This window comes from Maribacter ulvicola, assembly GCF_900155985.1.
GTDB classification, from domain to species: domain Bacteria; phylum Bacteroidota; class Bacteroidia; order Flavobacteriales; family Flavobacteriaceae; genus Maribacter; species Maribacter ulvicola.
Genome location: NZ_FTMA01000001.1, coordinates 1,258,038 through 1,279,582, shown reverse-complemented (window position 1 = coordinate 1,279,582; position 21,545 = coordinate 1,258,038). Strand labels below are relative to the sequence as shown.

Below are 21,545 nucleotides of genomic sequence, written 5' to 3'. Positions count from 1 at the left end.
CTTTAAATTATTATTAATAGTGACATTTACCACATTCCAGTCCGCCCAATTGAGCAGCCGTTAAATTTTCTACGCCGTATTTTTTAGAAAGTTCAGCATGAATTTTCTCGTAATATTCATTACCCTCAACCTTAACATTGGTCTCTCTATGACAATCAACACACCAACCCATTGTCAAAGGCGAATACTGATACATGATCTCCATTTCCTCCACAGGTCCATGACAAGTTTGGCAATCTACACCAGCAACAGAAACATGCTGCGAGTGATTAAAATAAGCAAAATCAGGTAAATTATGAACTCTAACCCACTCTACTGGTTGGCTCTCTCCTGTATATTTCTGAGTCTCCTCATCCCAGCCCACAGCCTTGTACAACTTCTTAATCTCACCAGTATAAAACTCATTGGTATAACCATTCGCCAAATCTTCCTGAGAAGGTCCTTCCGGATTACCTGTATACTCATAAATTGACTTATGACAATTCATACAAACATTTAATGATGGTATACCCGATGTTTTAGAAACTCTTGCAGAAGAATGACAATACTTACACTCAATTTTATTATCACCAGCATGAATTTTATGCGAATAGTGAATTGGTTGAATTGGCGCATAACCTTGATCAACGCCAACTTGCATCATCCACCCATAGGCAAAGTAAGCACTACCCAACAGTAAGAAAATTGCAGTTACCAATACCAAAAATTGGTTCTGAGCAAATGCTTTCCATATTGGTGTTTTCTTCGCTGCATTCTCCTTTTCAAGAACAATACCATTTGCCTGAGCTATACGCTGAAGAGTCTTGTTTACCAGCAACAACATCACAACCAACAAACCAAACACCAACACCAATGCACTTAGTATAATTTCATTAGAAACCCCAGTAGAACCACCCGAACCACCAGAAGCACTCTCAGTACTTCCCGCAGCAGCGGCAGGCGCAGCAGCTGGAGCAGCTGCAGTATATGCCAAAATATCATCGATATCGCTATCAGACAAGGTTGGAAAAGCCGTCATTGCAGCTTGATTATACTCAGCATACAACTTGTTAGCATAGGCATCACCAGATTTGATAACTGCTGAACTATTCCTAATCCAAGCATACAACCACTCTTTATCTAAGCCCTCTTCTTCGCTTAACCTGCTCTCCACATTCTCCAATGCAGGCCCTGTCATTTTACGATTTAACGAATGACACGCAGCACAGTTCTGATTGAACAAAGCTTTACCTTTCTTAGCGTCACCACCAGCGGCAGCAGCTTCATCCTGCGCTGTTAACGGGCTCGCAAAAAGCAAAAATGTAATTAGGGATAATCCTAAAATTTTAGAAAACTGATTTCGGTTTGGAACCTTTTTCATATATCGAATATTTCTATCGGAATCTTGGCATGATTTTGGTCATAGATGAAACTATATTAAAATCCACCAAATGCCTAAATCGAAGACAAAAATACGACATAGACTTTATTTGAAAAATGTTAATCTATCTATAATTTACAATTTAGAAATGTTCTAAATAGATCTCGATTTATTTGTTTGATCCTTAATAAATTACTTTTGCCCTTAATGAAAATAAAATTAAAATAGGTTATGAAAATTCTAAGCACTATAGCGGTTTTTGCATGTTTTACTCACTTTAGCCATTCACAAAGCGCACAAATAAACATAGAGCAGGACCAAAAGATCGACCAGTTACTAGAGGTCTATAAATCTTCTTTAAGTAATAATGAATATTACAGAATACAAGTAGGTTTTGGAAATTACGCTAAAGCACAAAAGATAAAATCAAATGTTGAAGAGGATTTTCCTGACCTACCATCTAAAATTGATTTTGACTCCCCAACGTATCGCGTAAGAGTTGGCAGATTTACCTCAAGGTTAAATGCCGAAAGAAAGTTTAATGAGGTTCGAATCAAATATCCTGATGCAATGTTATTAAAACCAAAAAAATCGACCAAATAGGTCGATTTTTTTTTATTATTATATCGGAATTAAAAATCTATTTAGACTTTAATTTCTTCTTCACAGCTACCTCTTGGAAAGCTTCAACAATATCCCCTTCATTGATATCGTTGTAGTTCTTAATCTGAAGTCCACAGTCATAACCTTTAGCTACTTCCCTAACATCATCTTTAAATCGTTTTAACGATGATAACGTACCCGTATATATTACAACACCATCACGTATTAATCTGATATTAGAATTTCTAAATATTTTACCGCTAGTTACCATACAACCCGCAATGGTTCCAATTTTTGAAATCTTGAACGTTTCTCTAATTTCCGCAGTTCCAGATATCTCTTCTTTCATTTCAGGAGACAACATACCCTCCATTGCATCTTTAAGATCATTGATCGCTGCATATATGATAGAATACATACGAATATCAATTTCCTCTTTTTCCGCAATTGCCTTAGCATTACCCATAGGCCTAACATTAAACCCGATAATTACCGCATCTGAAGCAGAAGCCAACAATACATCTGACTCTGTAATAGGCCCAACTGCTTTGTGAATTATATTCACTTGAATTTCATCAGTTGATAATTTCTGGAAAGAATCCGTAAGCGCCTCCACAGAACCATCAACATCACCCTTAAGAATAATATTAAGCTCTTTAAATTCACCTAAAGCAATTCTACGACCAATTTCATCTAATGTAATATGACGTTGCGTTCTTACAGATTGCTCACGTTGCAATTGAGATCTTCTAGAAGCAATTTGCTTAGCTTCGCGCTCATCTTCTAAAACATAGAATTTATCACCAGCTTGTGAAGCTCCATCAAGCCCTAAAATAGATATAGGAGTTGAAGGACCTACTTCTTTTACATTATTACCTCTTTCATCTTGCATTGCCTTAATCTTACCACTAGTGGTACCCGCCAACACATAATCACCTATTTTAAGCGTACCCGACTGTACCAAAACAGTTGACACATATCCTTTACCTTTATCCAAGAAAGCTTCTACAACAGTACCCGTAGCATGCTTATCCGGATTAGCTTGTAACTCTAACAACTCAGCCTCCAGTAAAACCTTTTCCAACAATTCCTTAACACCTAATCCAGTTTTAGCAGAAATATCATGAGACTGTATTTTACCACCCCAATCTTCTACCAATAAATTCATTTGTGCTAAACCTTCTTTAATTTTATCTGGATTGGATGTTGATTTATCCACTTTGTTTATTGCAAAAACGATTGGTACACCAGCCGCTTGTGCATGACTAATTGCCTCCTTGGTCTGTGGCATAATATCATCATCTGCAGCTATCACAATAATTGCAATATCCGTAACCTGAGCACCCCTTGCACGCATCGCCGTAAAAGCTTCGTGACCCGGAGTATCCAAGAAAGCAATACGCTCACCATTTTCAAGAGTTACCCCATATGCACCAATATGCTGTGTAATACCACCACTCTCTCCAGCAATAACATTTTCCTTACGAATATAATCCAATAAAGAAGTTTTACCGTGATCCACATGCCCCATTACAGTAACAATTGGAGCTCTATGTTTTAAATCCTCTGGAGCATCTTCCTCTTCAACAATACTTTCTTCAATATCAGCAGTAACAAAATCAACCTCGTAACCAAATTCATCTGCAACGATAGATAAAGTTTCAGCATCTAAACGCTGATTCATAGTCACCATGATACCTAATGACATACAAGCAGAAATAATTTCAGTTGTAGAAACACCCATCATAGTTGCAACTTCAGTTGCAGTAACAAACTCGGTAACCTTAAGTACCTTGTTCTCTAATTCCTGTTGCTCTAGATCTTTCTCAGTCTGCTCACGGTGCTGATCTCTTTTACTTCTTCTGTACTTGGCCCCTTTACCTTTCTTAGATTTACCTTGAAGTTTTTCTAGGGTTTCACGTACTTGTTTTTGTACATCTTCTTCAGTAGGCTCAACTTTTGCTACTGGAGCAAACCTTCCCCTACCTTTATTTCTATCACCTGAATTACCAGAGTTTCTATTTTGACCAGGACCAGAAGGATTTTTAGTGACAATTCTTCTACGTCTCTTTTTACGATCTGCACCAGCAGCAGGTTTCTTATCTTCCTTCTTCTTCTTCGGCTTCTCAAATTTGCTTAGATCAATTTTCTCACCTGCAATTTTTGGCCCAGACAGTTTCTGATATTGGGTCTCTATAGTTTTAGGAGCTTCTGGTTCTGGAGCAGCTTCCGTAGCAGGTTCCACTTTCGCAGCCTCCTTTTTCACTTCTGCCTTTGGAGTCTCTTGAACTTTTGGCGCAACCTCCTTTGGAGCCTCAACCTTAGGCTCTTCTTTCTTAACCTCCGGCTTTGGCTTTGGCTGAGATACAATTTTAGGTCCTTTTAGAACCACTTTTCTTGTTTCTTTAATCTCAATTTTTGGAGCAGCCTTTTCTTCCACCTTCGGCGTTGCCTTTTTCTCCTCAACTTTAGGAGTTTCCTTAGCAGGCTCCTCCTCCACTTTTTTCTTAGGATTAAGATCAATTTTACCGACCATTTTAGGCCCAGCAAGTTCCACCTTCCCCACCAAAGACTTATCTTCAGATTCAGCGTTTCTTCGCTCACGGGCCAAGCGACGATCCTCTTGTTCTTTTTCTAACCGAACTCGAATTGCCTCCTTCTCCTTACGCTTTTCCTCACCAACTTCTTTTGAAGCTACCTTTTTGCTCTTATCCGTCTGGAACTCGTCAAGCAAAACTTGATAAACATCATCAGAAATTTTTGTGGTAGGCCTCGCTTCCACATCATGTCCTTTTCCGTTAAGAAAGTCCACTGCCCTGTCCAAGGAAATATTAAGTTCACGAAGAACTTTATTAAGCCTTATTTTTGCATTGTCTGCCATAAATACTGATTCCCGTTCTTTTATTTAAGTGCTAATATATAGCTAATCTTCTAATTCTTCTTTTAGGATACGCACAACTTCCAAAATAGTTTCCTCTTCTAGATCAGTACGCTTCACTAAATCGTTAACATCTTGCTCCAAGACGCTACGTGCCGTATCAAAACCAATTTTCTTGAACTCTTCTATAATCCAAGCATCGATTTCATCAGAGAATTCTGTTAACTCAACATCCTCCTCAACTCCTTCGCGGAACACATCTATTTCATATCCAGTCAATTGACCTGCTAATCGAATATTATGTCCACCTCTACCAATTGCTTTAGAAACCTCTTCAGGTTTTAAATAAACTTGCGCTGTCATCTTCTCCTCGTTCAACTTAACAGAAGAAACCCTAGCCGGACTCAATGCTCTTGTAACCAATAATTGCGGATTGGCCGTCCAGTTGATAACATCGATATTTTCATTTCCTAATTCGCGTACAATACCATGAATCCTAGACCCTTTCATACCCACACAGGCACCAACCGGATCAATACGATCATCATAAGAATCTACAGCCACTTTTGCTTTCTCCCCTGGAATTCTAACCGCTTTTTTAACAGTAATTAATCCGTCGAACACCTCAGGTATTTCTTGGAAGAACAATTGTTCCAAAAATTTAGGTGAACTTCTAGACATGATAATGGTAGGTTTTGCACCTTTTAATTCTACACTTTCAATTACCCCTCTTACATTATCACCTTTACGGAAGAAATCAGATGGTATCTGTCTGTCTTTTGGCAAGATAATCTCATTACCTTCATCATCTAACAAAATAATTGCTTTATGACGAATATGATGAACCTCTGCCGTATAAATTTCACCCTCTAAATCTTTAAAGTGCTTATAAATTGTTGTATTATCATGCTCATGAATCTTAGAAATAAGATTTTGGCGCAGGGCCAAAATCGCCCTTCTACCCAAATCAATCAACTTTACCTCTTCAGACACATCTTCCCCAACTTCAAAATCTGGCTCAATTTTACGAGCTGCAGATAGTGAAATTTCTTCATTCGGTTCCTCAACTTCACCATCGTTGACAACTATACGGTTTCTCCAAATTTCCAAATCACCTTTGTCTGGATTTATAATGATATCAAAGTTATCATCTGAACCAAACTTCTTTTTAAGCGCATTTCTAAATACATCTTCCAAAATGGCCATCAATGTCACCCTGTCTATGAACTTATCGTCCTTAAACTCTGAGAAAGATTCAATTAACGCAATATTTTCCATTGGTAATTACAATTAAAATTTTAATACAACTTTTGCTTTAATAATAGCTGAAAAATCCACTTCTTCTCTTTTCTGAACGGTCACTTTACCCTTACCTATTGGCTTAGGCTCCCTAGCCTTCCATTCCAAAACAATAGAACCCTCATTTACAGCCGATAAATTTCCCTCAAACTTATCATTGCTTGTACGCACTTCAAGTTTTCTTCCAATATTCTTAACATATTGACGAGGCAAAACCAATGGTGCCGCTGCACCTGCAGAGGCAACTTCAAGAGAAAAATCGTGTTCATCACGATCTAAATTATGCTCAATAGCCCTGCTAATTTTAATACAATCACTAACCGTAACTCCATGGTCACCATCTATTACAACGTGAATGCTATTATCAGCACCCATGGTAAAATCTATTAAAAATAGCGAAGGGTCTTCTTGAAGACCTTGTTCCAATAATTCTTTTACTTTTTCCTTTAGCATAAATAATAAGTAATAAAAGAGGGGACTAATTGTCCCCTCATGAATACCTTTATATCCTTTCAGCTTTGCAAATATACAATAAATTTAATTTCCTACAATAGACTATTGATACCTAATTCATTCACTTTGAAAAGAATCAACAAAAATACATTCATTTAAACCTTACCCTACTTCATGATACACTGCCTCTCTACAATAGTTCAAACGAACCCTTCTCCTACGCACAGTCCATTAACAGCAAGTTTTTAAATTATCACCCCTACCTTTACTCCTAAATAGTATCGCAAAAAATACATTCAAAATCCAAGCACCAACCCTGTTTAAATAACCAAGCTCAACAAAACAAAAAAAAGTCCTTAATTACCAACAACACCCACAGAAATTGCATTAAAAACAAAAAAAAACATAGATACTACGCTCCTTATTTCTCCACAACAATACAGATGAAGAGACACCCACAAAACCTTAAATAGCAAAAACCTTTAGAAATTCAGAATTCAAACAACCACCGTAGCCTACATACCATCACTAAGGACGTAAACAACAACAAACTTCAATATATAAAATTCCCTACAACGATTTCTAACAAATTTTTATTCTGATAAAAAAGACGCATGCATCTCAACTTTGTCGTTATATGCCTGCGGCTCAACCCCCTCTAAACTATCTACCTCTTTACGAAAACGAAGTATCATAAGCGTATCTAATTGCTGATCTATACTATCTTTCAAAACCTTCCAATTAGAGGAGTTCATTTTATTGTTATACTCCATAATCTTATTAAAGCGATCCAAATTATAGCGATTCGCCTTCCAAGCATGAGCAGTACTTTCTTCATGTTTTACATCCTGCAAGTAGAATCCGATTCCAAATCCAACTAAAACAACAATCAATAATATCTTTAAAACTTTTGGAGATAGTTTCATAGGGCTAAGTTCTTTAGGGTACCAAAGTAGATAATAACAACTTCGAAAAAGCTTCTTTTCCGATGAATTTGTAACGTTATCGGACTAAATGTACAAAAATACTGACATACAGATCACCATTTCTTCACATTCAACTTTCAAAATATGTATTAATTCAGCTGAATCTAAAATTAAACAGAGTACAACCAACCATAAAACAAAAAATCCTGACATCAAATGACATCAGGATTTACCTTGCTCTCTTAGTTGGCCCACAAGGACTCGAACCTTGAATGACGGTACCAAAAACCGAAGTGTTACCATTACACCATGGGCCAATACCTTTTTAAGAGGCTGCAAATTTAAAACAAAGTTTTGTTTCTCCAAACATTTTTTAAAGGAAAAATTAAAAAATAGTTCTTTTAACATGTTAAAGGTTTATAAAAATAGTTCACACCTTTCTATATTAATTAGTAAATTCGCCACTTAGGTTTAACCCAAGTTTCATGTTTTCAAAGAACTACCACAAGTGGGACACTCTATTAGGATGGTCCGTATTTTTTATAGCCCTTATTACATACTATATCACCGTAGAACCCACCAATAGTTTTTGGGATGCGGGAGAGTATATTGCCACTGCGGCCAAACTACAAGTAGGTCACCCACCCGGGGCACCTTTACTACAAATGATAGGTGCATTCTTTGCCATGTTCGCTTTAGAACCTAGCCAAATTGCCATGATGGTCAATTTAGTTTCAGGTGTTTCAAGCGCCTTTACTATACTGTTCATGTTCTGGACAATTACCAATATCACTAGAAAACTGATAGACAAAGACGGTCCTTTTACCAATAGTAAAGCAATTGCAGTATTTGGCAGTGCCTTAGTAGGCTCCTTAGCATTTACGTACTCAGATAGTTTTTGGTTCAATGCAGTCGAAACAGAAGTATATGCCACGGCAAGTCTTATAATGGCTTTATTATTATGGCTAGGATTAAAATGGACGGACAATCTACATGACCCTCGCGGAAACAAATGGCTAGTATTAATATCTTTTGTAATAGGATTAACTTTTGGAGTTCAATTTATGGGCTTCTTGGCTATTCCATCCATTGGTTTACTTTATTATTTTAAAACCTACAAAGAGACTACCGTAAAGAACTTTTTATTGGCTAACATTATTGTTATTGCCATTTTAATGTTAGTATATAAATTTTCACTGACCTATGTGCTTCAACTATTTGGTTGGGGAGAGGTTTTCTTCATTAATAGCATTGGCCTACCTTTTAATTCAGGTTCTATTATCATTGGTCTTTTATTTATAGCTGCTTTTTACTTTGGTCTAAACTACACACGTAAAAACAATTACAAAACTGGTAATACCATTGTTCTTTGTTTGATGTTTTTATTTCTAGGGTTTTCTTCATGGTTAATGTTGCCTATTAGGGCAAATGCCAAGGTTGTCATCAACGAGAACAATCCAGAAGATGCAAGAGCTCTTTTGGCCTATTACAATAGAGAGCAATACCCAGGAGTTGACAGCCCGGTATACGGCACTTATTACTCAGACATGTTTGCTCCAGCAGGAGAAGATCAAGATGGTAAACCTAAGTATGAGAAAGATTACACACTAGGAAAATACATCATTGTAAATAAGTATAAAGATGCCGTTCAAGGTCCCAACCCTAAACATCAAGGTTTATTACCCAGAATGTGGAGTTCACAAAATGCCGAAAATTACATACGTTATTTTGGAGCATTGGATTTCAGGATAACCCAACCAAATCAAGAATTAAGACAAGCTGCGGAGCAAGTTAAAATAGGTTTTGCCAATGGCGAGATCGGCGCGGACCAATACATTAGCTTTTTAAAGCGTTTTGATGAATATATAGAAGTACAGCCACCTACTTTATGGGATAACATAAGATACATGGTAGAGTTTCAGTTCAATTATATGTACCTAAGATACTTCATGTGGAATTTTGTTGGTAAACAAAATGATGTACAAGGTAGATATAATGATAATGGAAACTGGCTAAGCGGCATCAATGCAATAGATAGCATGAGATTGGGCAGCCAGGACAATTTACCAAGTGACATTCAAAACAACCCCGGAAGAAACACCTATTTCTTCTTGCCCTTAATTTTAGGAATCATTGGTATTGTTTTTCAACTCTCAAAAGACAAAAAGCAATTTTGGGTATTATTAATGTTCTTTCTCTTTACAGGATTGGCCATTCAATTTTACACGAACCCAGGCATATTCCAACCACGTGAACGAGATTATTCACTGGTAGGATCATTCTATGTATTCGCCCTATGGATCGGTTTAGGGGTCTACGGGCTGTATGATAGTTTTAAAGAATGGATTACTCCTAAAATATTAGCACCAGTAGTTGTGATTGTTACATTACTTGCCGTACCAACAGTAATGGCTGTACAAAACTGGGACGACCATGATAGATCAGGTAAATTCACAGCAAACTCATCTGCAAAAGCCTATTTAGATTCTTGCCAAGAAGATGCAGGTGCCATTTTATTCACGATTGGCGATAATGATACATTCCCTATTTGGTATGCACAAGAAATTGAGCATTACAGAACAGATGTACGTATTGTATGTACCAGTCTTTTTGAAACAGATTGGTATGTAGACCAAATGAAGGCAGCCGCTTATGAAAGTGCGCCCATACCTTCTCAAATTACTCATGAGAAATACAGATGGGGATCAAGAGACGTATTATACCACCAAGGTATAACTGAAAATAGATGGCCCATAAAAGATTTCATTAACTGGATAGATAGCGACAAGCCAAGAACGAAATTAAAATATTTATTTGAGCAAAACGGTGCAGATTTGAGCCAGTACTCTGAAGACACTCAAAATATGGTTTACTACCCTACCAATAAGATAAGGGTACCAGTAAACAAGCAAAATGTACTTAGTAGCGGTTTGGTAAAGGAAAAAGACGCAGATCTTATCGTAGATTACATTGACATAGACCTACCAGGTGCCATTACCAAAAAAAGCATGATGATGCTTGATATTCTTGCAAATAATGACTGGAAACGTCCTTTATATTTCTCCGGAGGTAGTTTTGATGACGCAGAATACCTTTGGATGAAAGACTATCTTCAATTAGATGGCTTGGCTTATAAACTAGTGCCCATTCGCACAGAAAGACCCAACGCTTTTGAATTAGGAAGAATTGATACAGAACTAATGTACAAAATTGTTACTGGATGGGATTGGGGTAATGCCGGAGGCGATATTTACCATGATACCCAAACTCGTATTCAAAGCGTTTCTTACAGAGGCAACTTAGCTCGTTTAACAGAAGCGTTAATCAAGGAAAATAAAATGGACAAGGCAAAAGATATTATTGAAATATCTTTAACCAACATGCCTGTAGATAAATTTGGATACTACACCTTAGTAGAACCATTTGTAGACGGGTATTATAAAGTTGGCGAAAACCAGAAAGCACGTGCTTTGTTTGAAAAACTAAAAAGAAAGTATCAAGAAAGACTTGAATACTACGCTTCAACAAGCCTAGATGAACAATACAGCAATATTGATGATATTATAGCAGATATGGAAGCTTACAGACGTAATATAGATATTATCATAACAAATGACAGCGAGGATATTGCCGAAAAAGAAACTTTGATCTTCAATGAATACATTGACAAGTTCCAACACTTTTATAAAGATGAGGACGACATGGATATGCATGAAGAGATGCAACAGCCAAATCCAGATATGATGGACACTATGCCGGTTTCAGACACTATTTTACCCGACAATACTAAAATTGAAATCATAGAATAGAACACACTGTCAAAATAGGACATAAAAAAAGCTTTGAGTTTTGCGCTCAAAGCTTTTTTTAGTTTAAAATAATTAAAAAATTTAAACGTATTCCTTAAGAATACCCATTAAAGTAGTAGCATCTTGCTCACCGCTTTGTCGCCATACCATTTCACCTTTTTTATAAATCATAAGTGTAGGCAGACCTTTAACACGTAGTGCTTGAGAAAGCTCTTTGTTCTTATCTACATCTATCTTAATAACCTTACCTCTATTACCCAAGGCAGCGGCTACATCTCTTAATACAGAATGCATTGCAGTCGACTGCTCGTTCCACTCTGCATAAAAATCAAGCAGAACGGGTACCTTTAAATCTATTAGCTCACCAAATTTGGACATATAAAATGCTTTTCTTAGTTAGCCAAATGTAATAAAAATTGTTAAAATACTACACCTGACAACTCAATTGTAATTCTGTAATAGGGTTAAAATCATGTTAATGCCTTTTTCTTTAAAGTTATTACCGTGATTTCTGGCCAAATTCCTACCCTTCCAGGATAACCTAAAAAGCCAAAACCTCTGTTAACATTAATAAATTGTCCCATTTCTTTGTAAATGCCCGCCCAATAAGGGTATCTCCATTTCACCGGACTCCACTTGATCCAACCAGGTATTTCAATACCAAATTGCATACCGTGGGTATGCCCGCTCAAGGTTAAATGGTAATGGTAGGCATCTTTGATCACTTCCATTTCCCAATGAGATGGGTCATGGCTCATTAATATTTTAAAATCGTTCTCTTTAATCTGCGAAGCAGCTTTTTTAAGATCCCCTGCCTTTTTAAATCCGCCTTTACCCCAGTTCTCCACTCCTACCAAAGCTATTTTATCATCCCCTTTTTGAAGATACCTATGTTCATTAAGCAAAAGATCAAATCCCATTTGCTTTTGTAATACTTTTAGGTCTTCTAAATTTTGATGCTTTAACTCTTCTGTTTCCCATGGAATGTAATCACCATAATCATGATTACCCAAAACTGAAAACTTACCATCTTTGGCTTCAAGCGTACTAAAAAGTTCTGCCCAAGGTTCCATTTCAGAGGTCATATTATTTACCATATCACCTGTAAACAAAAGTATATCACTTTTTTGTTTATTGATTAAATCTACACCGTATTCAATCATTTTTCTATCATCAAAACTACCACTATGTATATCAGATATTTGGGTAATTTGATAACCATCAAAACTATCGGGAAGATCATCGAACTCTAAGTTGTAACGCAACACTTTAAAGTTGTACTTGCCTTTATACATACCGTACAAAAGAGCCCCAAAAGGAATAGCGGCAACACCTAGGGCCAATAAACTAAGAAATCGTCTACGTGCCGGCAAACCAAATTCTTTTCCTTCTCCATACATTTTTTGGTAAACCCCAGAAATAAAGCGATACATATCTTCCGAGAAAAGAAATATAATCGTTATGATATTAAAAGTGAGCATGGTCAATAAAAAACCGAAAGCATAACTTTTAGATATACTTAAAACACGCCCTGTCTCTTCACCTATTGAAAATTGGTAGATGAAATTTAACATGACCACCAATGAAATCGCTATATAAATCCATGACCACCACGGCTGTTTAGTGATGGTTTTCAATGCCTGAAGCACATAAAAACTTAAAGCTACATAGCCTACAACGAAAATAAACCAACGAATCATGATGAATTTTTTTTACAAAGATATCTGTATCACAGCGGTATATGCTCCCATTTGCAATTTATTTAACCTTAGCTATTACTTCTTTTATATTGCTTAATTGAGTAACGGCACAATGATCATCACTTAAAAAGCCCTCAGAATTCATAGAAATAGCAGGCTTATTAGACAATGTTTTGATCATTGCCGTTCCCGATAGATGAACTGCAGGAAAGCCCTTAAGCTTAAAAGCATTTACATTTCCTGCATTTACACCTGACCCAGGCATAATTTGCACCTTCTTACTTTTACTATTTAATTCAGATAAAAAATCAATTCCTAAAGGTGCTGATTTTTGTTGACCAGATGACAAAATGTAATCTACCTGCATAGCTTCCAGCTGACCTAATGCTTCAGATGTATTCTTGATCCAATCAAATGCCCTATGAAACGTGAATTTCAAATTACCTGCCGTCGCCATTAGTTTTTTTGTTCGATCCACGTCCAATGAAAAATTCTCTAAAAGCACTCCCGATACAATTCCGTCAAAACCTAATTCCGCACAGAGTTTTATATCCGAAAGCATAATGTCCAACTCGTCTTCTGAATACGTAAAATCTCCACTTCTAGGACGAATTAATACATGAACAGGAATAGATACTTGATCTTTTACCGCTTTCAACAACCCATAAGAAGGGGTTAATCCACCAACTGCCAATTCTGAGCACAACTCAATACGGTCTGCCCCAGCACATTCGGCCACTAAAGCAGATTCTAAAGAATTAGCACAAACTTCTACTATCATATTATTATATTTAAGGTCACTAAAAGTAAAGAACCAAACCCATGAAAAGAAGAAAGTTTCTAAGAAATTCTAGTACCGTTGCAGCTGGTATTATGTCCGCTCCAATTTTTGCCTCATGTAATGAGACAACAACAGCAAACAAGACAGAAACGCCACCTATATTACCAATAGCAATTTGCACTTGGAATTTTGGTAATGCAACAGCAAAAGCATGGGAAGTTCTCGAAAAAGGAGGTAATGCCCTGGATGCCGTTCACCAAGGAGTTATGGTAGAGGAGAACGATCTAAATAACAGCACTGTAGGTAATGGCGGTAGACCTGATAGAGATGGCAATGTCACCTTAGATGCCTGCATTATGGATAAAGACGGTAACTGCGGTGCTGTATTGGCAATGCAAAATATTGCCAATCCAATTTCTGTGGCCAGAAAAGTAATGGAAGAGACCCCACATGTTATGCTTGCCGGAAAAGGAGCCGAACAATTTGCATACGAACAAGGTTTTGAAAAAACCAACCTATTGACAGAAGAGTCGAAACAGGCGTGGTTAGAATGGAAAAAAACATCGCAATACAAACCTATCATCAATATAGAGAACCATGACACCATTGGCATGCTGGCAATTGATGCCGATGGCGATATTGCAGGCGCATGTACTACTAGCGGTATGGCCTATAAAATGGCAGGCAGAGTTGGTGACTCCCCCATTATTGGTGCCGGACTTTTTGTAGATAACGAAGTTGGCGGAGCTACGGCTACAGGAGTTGGCGAAGAAGTAGTTAGAACCGTAGGTAGTTTTCTAATTGTTGAATTAATGAGGCAAGGTAAATCGCCACAAGAAGCTTGCGAAGAAGGTGTAAAGCGCATTATTGCAAAAAATAAGGACAAACAAGATTTTCAAATCGGATTTATCGCAATCAATAAAAAAGGAGAAACAGGTGGCTATTGTATTCACCCAGGTTTTACATATAGAACTTACACTAAAGAAGGCCATATAAACAATCCTTCTGATAGCTATTTAAAAAGTTAATTTGATATTGCAAAATGATTTAATCCCGAAGCAATAGCGTAATTCCGACTATTGTTTCCCTATCAATTTGTACTTTTAACGCTTTACAACTAATATTCAAAAATGGCAGACCAAAAAAGACTCTTTTTGCTAGATGCATATGCACTTATTTTTCGTGGTTATTACGCACTTATAAAAAACCCAAGAATAAATTCTCAAGGTATGGACACCTCTGCAATTATGGGGTTCATGAACTCTTTGTTCGATGTTATACGCCGTGAAAAACCAGACCATTTAGCCGTTTGTTTTGACAAAGGAGGAAGCTCTGAACGCACAGAATTGTTCCCGGAATATAAAGCCAATAGATCTGAAACACCAGATGCCATACGTATTGCCATACCTTACATTCAAGATATTTTAAAAGCAATGCATATTCCCGTAGTTGTAAAGGAAGGCTGGGAAGCGGATGATATCATAGGGACCCTGGCAAAACAAGCCGAAAAAGAAGAGTACAAGGTTTTTATGGTAACACCAGATAAGGATTTTGGACAGTTAGTGTCTGAAAATATCTTTATGTACCGCCCGGCAAGAATGGGTAATGGTATTGAAATTTGGGGTATTCCAGAAATACAAAAACGCTTTGGCGTAGAAAGACCGGAACAGGTTATTGATTACTTGGGAATGATGGGTGATGCTAGTGATAACATCCCAGGACTGCCAGGTGTTGGCGATAAAACTGCCAAGAAATTTATTGAGCAGTTTGACTCTATGGAAGGACTTTTAGCAAATACAGACAAGCTAAAAGGCAAAATGAAAGAGAAAGTAGAAGCTAATGGCGAACTTGGTTTGCTTTCTAAAAAATTAGCTACTATCTGTTTAGAGGTTGATGTCACTTTTAATGCCGGTGATTATGAAATGTCAGAACCGAATGCCGAAGAGGTTCAGAAAATATTTGAAGAGCTTGAGTTTAGAAGATTAAAAGACCAGTTTATAAAATTATTTTCTGCGGAAGTTGAAGAAACTACCACAGAGACTTCAAATAAACCCGCAACTAACAAGGAAACTCAAGATGCCGGATCTGGACAGTTTTCATTATTTGGCAGCCCTGCAAATTCTGGCGCAACCGTAAAAGACTTTTCTAGCAGAAAAACTATTGCAGATGTAGCACACTCCTACCAAAGTGTTGCTCCTGGTATGGCAATGAAGTTATTTCTAAAAAGCCTAATGCAGCAAACTTCAGTTTGTTTTGATACGGAAACTACAGGTTTAGATCCATTAACGGCAGAATTAGTTGGTATTGCTTTTTCTTGGGAAGCAACAAAAGGATATTACATTCCCTTTTCGGACAACAAAGAAGAAGCGCAGACACTTTTAGAAGAATTACGCCCTTTCTTTGAAGCCGAAGAAATTGAAAAAATAGGTCAAAACCTTAAGTACGATATCAAGGTATTGGACAAGTACAATATTGATGTTAAAGGACCTTTGTTCGACACCATGTTAGCTCATTACCTTATCAATCCTGATATGCGCCATAATATGGATGTATTAGCAGAGACGTATTTAAACTATACTCCGGTTTCGATTACAGAACTTATAGGTAAAAAAGGTAAAAATCAATTGAGCATGCGCAATGTTCCGTTAGAAAAACAAACGGAATACGCGGTTGAGGATGCCGATATCACCTATCAGCTTGCACAACATTTTAGACCAGAATTAAAAGAAGCCAATACAGAAAAATTATTTGAAGAAATTGAAATTCCTTTATTACGCGTATTGGCAGATATGGAATTGGAAGGCATCAATTTAGACAAAGAATTCTTGAATTCACTTTCAGAAGATTTGAACAATGATATTAGCAATCTAGAAAAGAAAATTTACGAAGTTGCAGGTGAAGAATTCAATATTGGTTCTCCTAAACAATTAGGTGAAATTCTATTTGATAAGCTTAAATTAGTAGACAAGCCCAAAAAGACCAAGACCGGTCAGTATTCCACTGCAGAAGATGTATTATCCTATTTAGCAAAGGACCATGAAATCATTCAGAACGTATTAGATTATAGAGGTCTTGCCAAATTAAAAAGTACTTATGTAGATGCCCTGCCAGAGCAGGTAGAACCATCTACAGGAAGAGTGCATACAGATTATATGCAAACCGTTGCTGTAACAGGACGTTTGAGTAGTAATAACCCGAATTTACAGAACATACCCATTAGAACAGAACGCGGTAGACAAGTTAGAAAAGCGTTTGTACCAAGAGATGATAACTACACTTTATTAGCGGCAGATTATTCACAAATAGAACTGCGTATTATTGCAGCTTTAAGTGAAGAAACTACCATGATAGAAGCCTTTAAAAACGGGGAAGATATTCATGCTTCTACGGCATCAAAAGTATTTAACGTGCCTTTGGAAGAAGTGACTAGAGAACAACGTAGCAATGCCAAGACAGTAAACTTCGGAATCATCTATGGTGTATCAGCATTTGGTTTAAGTAACCAAACGGACTTGTCAAGAAAAGAAGCGAAAGAATTAATAGACACATATTATAAAACTTATCCAAAATTACGAAACTACATGAGCGAGCAAGTAAATTTTGCACGTGACAATGGTTATGTTTCAACTGTTTTAGGAAGAAGACGATACCTAAAAGATATCAATGGAAGTAACGCCATAGTTCGTGGTGCCGCAGAACGAAATGCCGTAAATGCACCTATTCAAGGTAGTGCGGCAGATATTATAAAAATCGCCATGATTAATATTCATCACAAATTAGATGAAGGCAATTACAAATCTAAAATGCTTTTGCAAGTACATGATGAATTGGTATTCGATATTTACAAGCCAGAATTAGAAGAATTACAGACACTTATTAAATCTGAAATGGAAAATGCCTATAAAATTGCAGTTCCCTTAGATGTTGAAGTGGGTATGGGAGATAACTGGTTGGTTGCGCATTAAACCTAATCTTTGTTAAAGTTTCATCAAAAAGAGACGAAAATGTACTCTTTGAACGTTAAAACATTGCGTACTATTATGATTATGTACGCTATATTTTATGAAAAATATTTTGACCATATTCATTTTTATAACGCTAAGTACAGGTAAAATTGAAGCACAAGAGATAAAGATATTTCCTAATCCCGCTACAAATGTCATTAACGTCTTAGGACTTAAAAATGATTTGAACGCCGTTATACGTATCACAGATAGTTATGGCACACAATTTATATACCACAAGTGGGATATTAGAAGAAATGCCTTGAACATTCCCGTCATCAAACTTGAAAAAGGTTTATACATGATAACCATTCAATCCGAGCTTCAAAATGTAAAAGCCAAATTTTATAAGAAATAACAAACCAAGCATTTTTATCATTTCAAGAATTTCAATATTCCTTCTCTGGAGAAATTAGGAATATCAAGATCATTTGCATCAACTATCATTACATCCCCTTCTATATTTACACAAATTTCTAACTCTTAACCATCTTCATCTATGGTAATTACGCTCTCACCATCAAAAGTATAGGTACTTACATTTGTATCAGCCTCTGTTGGATAAGGAATATCCAACCCTGTCGCAGCAGAATTTACAATAATGTAATTTACAGCATTTGAAGCACTAGCTATTAAGCCCTCATTAAACTGTAACCCTATTACTTAATAATCTTTTGCAGTTAGAAAATCCAATATTTATTTAAGGAAATTAATATCACTACTTGCGATCTCCTATTCAAGTTCTGTAGCATTCCACGTGCCAATTATTGCATAGCTTTTAATTTCAGCGCCATCCTGAACATCATCTTTATCAATACTACAGGAAACAAGAATTAATATCTCTACTGCAAATAGCAAAATATAGATAAACATCCTTTTTGTTTTTTAGTCGCTTTTAAAAACGAATACTATGTCCATTATTTCAAAACTGACAATTACCAACAACATAATTATCAAATACAGCTAAAGAATCTTTTTAAAAATAACATTATCATCTTTTTAATCTAAGTACCAATTTAAGTTGAGAATCCAATATAAATTACAAACGACTATTCCAATTTCAAAAATTACCTGAACAGATATCACTCAAATTCTTACAAAGAAAACATTAGAAAGTCCTTTACATATATGTAATACTATTTTCTATTTTTACCGTCTTTTTAAAAGAATTATTAGTGCATATACTAAGAATATTTTTAACGATTACTTTCATTTCTAAACACCAATAAAGCTAATTTAGCATAGTTTTTTTTTCATAAAAAGCCATTTATTCTTCATATAATATCAATTTTGGTAAGCTGAAAATAAATACTATTGTTAGGGAAATAGTAATAAAACCAACTAGTTTAACAACATATCAATAAATGCAACACAGCTAGATTTTGTTTTAATTTAAAAAATGCAAAAAAAATAAGAAACAAGTATTTGCAATTCAACTTAATAATCGTAGATTTGCAGCCCCTTTCTAGGGATTGATTAAAATAATAGTTAAAAATAGCAGTAGTGGATACATTAAGTTATAAGACCGTTTCGGCCAACAGAACAACTGTCAACAAAGAGTGGTTATTGGTAGATGCCGAAGGAGAAACATTAGGACGCATGGCTTCTAAAGTCGCCTATTTGTTAAGAGGAAAGCACAAACCAAGTTTCACCCCTCACGTAGATTGTGGTGATAATGTTGTTATTATCAACGCAGAGAAAATTGTTCTTACAGGAAACAAGTGGTCTGATAAATCATATATGAGATACACTGGCTACCCAGGTGGTCAACGTACTACTAGTGTAAAACAATTATTGGATAAAAATCCAGAAGGTATTCTTGAAAAAGCAATAAAAGGGATGTTACCTAAGAACAGATTAGGGGCGGAACTTTTTAGAAACCTTAAAGTCTACGCGGGTACAGAGCATGGTCAAGAAGCTCAAAAACCTACTGTTGTTAATTTAAAAGACATTAAATAAGATGGAAGTAATTCATAAAATTGGTCGTAGAAAGACCGCTGTAGCGAGAGTATATCTTTCTGATGGTAATGGCGACATCACTATTAACAACAAAGATTTAAGCGTATACTTCCCAACTGCAACACTTCAATACAAAGTAAAACAACCTTTCACATTAACTGAAAGTTTAGATACTTATGACGTAAAAGTAAATGTTTACGGTGGTGGTATCACTGGGCAAGCAGAAGCTATTCGTCTTGCTTTATCCAGAGCAATGTGTGAGATTGACGCTGAGAACAGAACTATCTTAAAGCCAGAAGGTCTATTAACTAGAGATCCAAGAATGGTTGAACGTAAGAAATTCGGTCAGAAGAAAGCACGTAAAAAATTCCAATTCTCGAAACGTTAATTCGGAATTACAAGATTACCAGGCACCCTTTTTGGGTGTCTATTTTTATATTTCATATTACTGGAAAATCCAGATTATTAACAAGTTCATTGAAAGTCCTTTCGGGGTCAATTAAAAATCCTTTAATTTCTTACAAATTATAGGTAAGATTAGTTTAGCATCTAAATGATGAAGGCTTTTCGGTTTAAAATCGAAATACCACTTTATCATTGCTAATTCATAAGAACGTAAACTAAATTTAAAATGGCGAGAGTCGAAGTAAAACAATTATTAGAAGCAGGTGTACATTTTGGTCACCTAACAAGAAAGTGGAATCCTAACATGGCTCCTTACATCTACATGGAGCGTAATGGTATTCACGTAATCAACCTTTACAAAACAGTTGCAAAACTAGACGAGACCAATGAGGCTCTTAGCAAGATTGCAGCATCAGGTAGAAAAATACTTTTCGTAGCTACCAAAAAACAAGCAAAAGATATCGTTGCTGAAAAAGCAGCAGCAGTAAACATGCCTTACATCACAGAAAGATGGCCAGGTGGTATGTTAACCAACTTCGTTACTATCCGTAAAGCTGTTAAGAAAATGGCTTCTATTGATCGTATGAAGAAAGATGGCACCTTCCTTACATTATCTAAGAAAGAAAGATTACAAGTTGATCGTTTACGTGCAAAATTAGAAAAGAACTTAGGTTCTATTTCTGAAATGACTCGTTTACCAGGTGCTTTGTTCATTGTTGATACAATGAGAGAACACATTGCTGTAAAAGAAGCTCAAAAATTGAACATTCCTATTTTCGCAATGGTTGATACCAACTGTGATCCTAGAGATGTAGACTACCTTATTCCTTCTAACGATGATGCCTCTAAGTCTATTGACATCATTATGACAGAAGTTACCAATGCAGTTGCTGAAGGTCTTGCTGAGCGTAAGGCTGAAAAAGGTGATGCATCTGAAGGTAAATCTGAAAAAAAAGCAAAAGCTCCCAAGAAAAAAGTTACAGCTGAAAAGCCAACACCAACTCCAGCAAAAGTTGATACTAAACCAGCACCAATGGTTGACAATGTACCAAACGTTGAAGTAGATGTTGAAGCTACTAAAGAAGCTGTTGCAAAAGATGCTAAAGCAGAAGCTGATGACCTAACTAAAATTGAAGGTGTTGGACCAAAAGCAGCCGAAGCATTAGTTGCTGCAGGTTTAACTACGTACAACGACCTTTCTAAAGGAGATGCTGACAAGATTAAAGAAATCTTAACCGAAGCAAACCCTAAGCTGGCTCATTTAGACCCAACTTCTTGGTCAAAACAAGCTAAAATGGCTGCAGATGGTAAATGGGACGAGCTAAAAGAATGGCAAGACAATGCTAAAGGTGGCGTAGAATAGGTTTC

The 21,545-nt window shown here is 36.4% G+C and carries 17 protein-coding genes and 1 tRNA gene; 8 read left to right on the top strand and 10 right to left on the bottom strand.

Translation table 11 applies throughout. The features are described from left to right. Positions 1–13: 13 nt before the first annotated feature. On the bottom strand, positions 14–1,360 hold the full coding sequence (locus tag BW936_RS05490) for a c-type cytochrome (RefSeq protein WP_076547280.1): 1,347 nt from the start codon (positions 1,358–1,360) through the stop codon (positions 14–16). A 231-nt stretch (positions 1,361–1,591) separates the two neighbouring features. Between BW936_RS05490 and BW936_RS05485 the strand changes: the two genes are divergently transcribed. Beyond that, on the top strand, positions 1,592–1,963 hold the full coding sequence (locus BW936_RS05485; RefSeq protein WP_076547279.1) for an SPOR domain-containing protein: 372 nt from the start codon (positions 1,592–1,594) through the stop codon (positions 1,961–1,963). A gap of 37 nt (positions 1,964–2,000) precedes the next feature. Here BW936_RS05485 and infB read toward each other — a convergent pair whose 3' ends face one another. From infB to BW936_RS05460, 5 genes are all read right to left on the bottom strand, one after another. Continuing rightward, positions 2,001–4,844 (bottom strand): translation initiation factor IF-2, encoded by a 2,844-nt coding sequence (infB, locus tag BW936_RS05480; protein WP_076547278.1) that lies wholly within the window; start codon positions 4,842–4,844, stop codon positions 2,001–2,003. 42 nt (positions 4,845–4,886) lie between these two features. After that, a complete protein-coding gene (gene nusA, locus BW936_RS05475; protein ID WP_076547277.1) occupies positions 4,887–6,119 on the bottom strand; it encodes a transcription termination factor NusA in 1,233 nt (410 codons plus the stop codon). Between the two features lie 12 nt (positions 6,120–6,131). Then, a complete protein-coding gene (gene rimP, locus BW936_RS05470; RefSeq protein WP_076547276.1) occupies positions 6,132–6,593 on the bottom strand; it encodes a ribosome assembly cofactor RimP in 462 nt (153 codons plus the stop codon). Positions 6,594–7,186: 593 nt separating this feature from the next. Next, complete coding sequence (locus BW936_RS05465) at positions 7,187–7,519, bottom strand: hypothetical protein (RefSeq protein WP_076547275.1); 333 nt, start codon at positions 7,517–7,519, stop codon at positions 7,187–7,189. A 246-nt stretch (positions 7,520–7,765) separates the two neighbouring features. Continuing rightward, positions 7,766–7,836, bottom strand: a tRNA-Gln gene (locus BW936_RS05460). A 168-nt stretch (positions 7,837–8,004) separates the two neighbouring features. On the opposite strand from BW936_RS05460, the gene BW936_RS05455 reads away from it, so the two are divergent. After that, the gene (locus BW936_RS05455) at positions 8,005–11,328 is read left to right on the top strand and encodes a glycosyltransferase family 117 protein (RefSeq protein ID WP_076547274.1); all 3,324 of its coding nucleotides are present in this window, start codon (positions 8,005–8,007) and stop codon (positions 11,326–11,328) included. 81 nt (positions 11,329–11,409) lie between these two features. Here BW936_RS05455 and BW936_RS05450 read toward each other — a convergent pair whose 3' ends face one another. The 3 genes from BW936_RS05450 to BW936_RS05440 form a co-directional block, all read right to left on the bottom strand. Beyond that, the gene (locus BW936_RS05450) at positions 11,410–11,706 is read right to left on the bottom strand and encodes a thioredoxin family protein (RefSeq protein WP_073242336.1); all 297 of its coding nucleotides are present in this window, start codon (positions 11,704–11,706) and stop codon (positions 11,410–11,412) included. A 92-nt stretch (positions 11,707–11,798) separates the two neighbouring features. After that, positions 11,799–13,028 carry a metallophosphoesterase gene (locus tag BW936_RS05445; RefSeq protein WP_076547273.1) on the bottom strand — a complete coding sequence of 410 codons (1,230 nt, stop codon included), beginning with the start codon at positions 13,026–13,028 and terminating at the stop codon, positions 11,799–11,801. A gap of 58 nt (positions 13,029–13,086) precedes the next feature. Then, positions 13,087–13,809: a copper homeostasis protein CutC gene (locus BW936_RS05440; protein WP_076547272.1), complete on the bottom strand. Its 723-nt coding sequence runs from the start codon at positions 13,807–13,809 to the stop codon at positions 13,087–13,089. A gap of 41 nt (positions 13,810–13,850) precedes the next feature. Between BW936_RS05440 and BW936_RS05435 the strand changes: the two genes are divergently transcribed. The 3 genes from BW936_RS05435 (at position 13,851) to BW936_RS05425 (ending at position 18,171) form a co-directional block, all read left to right on the top strand. Beyond that, positions 13,851–14,837: an isoaspartyl peptidase/L-asparaginase gene (locus BW936_RS05435; RefSeq protein ID WP_076547271.1), complete on the top strand. Its 987-nt coding sequence runs from the start codon at positions 13,851–13,853 to the stop codon at positions 14,835–14,837. Between the two features lie 102 nt (positions 14,838–14,939). Continuing rightward, complete coding sequence (gene polA / locus BW936_RS05430; RefSeq protein ID WP_076547270.1) at positions 14,940–17,774, top strand: DNA polymerase I; 2,835 nt, start codon at positions 14,940–14,942, stop codon at positions 17,772–17,774. A gap of 97 nt (positions 17,775–17,871) precedes the next feature. After that, complete coding sequence (locus tag BW936_RS05425) at positions 17,872–18,171, top strand: T9SS type A sorting domain-containing protein (RefSeq protein ID WP_076547269.1); 300 nt, start codon at positions 17,872–17,874, stop codon at positions 18,169–18,171. A 374-nt stretch (positions 18,172–18,545) separates the two neighbouring features. Here BW936_RS05425 and BW936_RS19600 read toward each other — a convergent pair whose 3' ends face one another. Beyond that, positions 18,546–18,686 (bottom strand): hypothetical protein, encoded by a 141-nt coding sequence (locus tag BW936_RS19600; protein ID WP_159439000.1) that lies wholly within the window; start codon positions 18,684–18,686, stop codon positions 18,546–18,548. Positions 18,687–19,316: 630 nt separating this feature from the next. On the opposite strand from BW936_RS19600, the gene rplM reads away from it, so the two are divergent. The 3 genes from rplM (at position 19,317) to rpsB (ending at position 21,540) form a co-directional block, all read left to right on the top strand. Then, the gene (rplM, locus tag BW936_RS05420; protein WP_036151839.1) at positions 19,317–19,772 is read left to right on the top strand and encodes a 50S ribosomal protein L13; all 456 of its coding nucleotides are present in this window, start codon (positions 19,317–19,319) and stop codon (positions 19,770–19,772) included. 1 nt (position 19,773) lies between these two features. Continuing rightward, the gene (rpsI, locus tag BW936_RS05415) at positions 19,774–20,160 is read left to right on the top strand and encodes a 30S ribosomal protein S9 (RefSeq protein WP_076547268.1); all 387 of its coding nucleotides are present in this window, start codon (positions 19,774–19,776) and stop codon (positions 20,158–20,160) included. A 243-nt stretch (positions 20,161–20,403) separates the two neighbouring features. Next, positions 20,404–21,540 (top strand): 30S ribosomal protein S2, encoded by a 1,137-nt coding sequence (gene rpsB / locus BW936_RS05410; RefSeq protein ID WP_076547267.1) that lies wholly within the window; start codon positions 20,404–20,406, stop codon positions 21,538–21,540. Positions 21,541–21,545 lie beyond the last annotated feature (5 nt).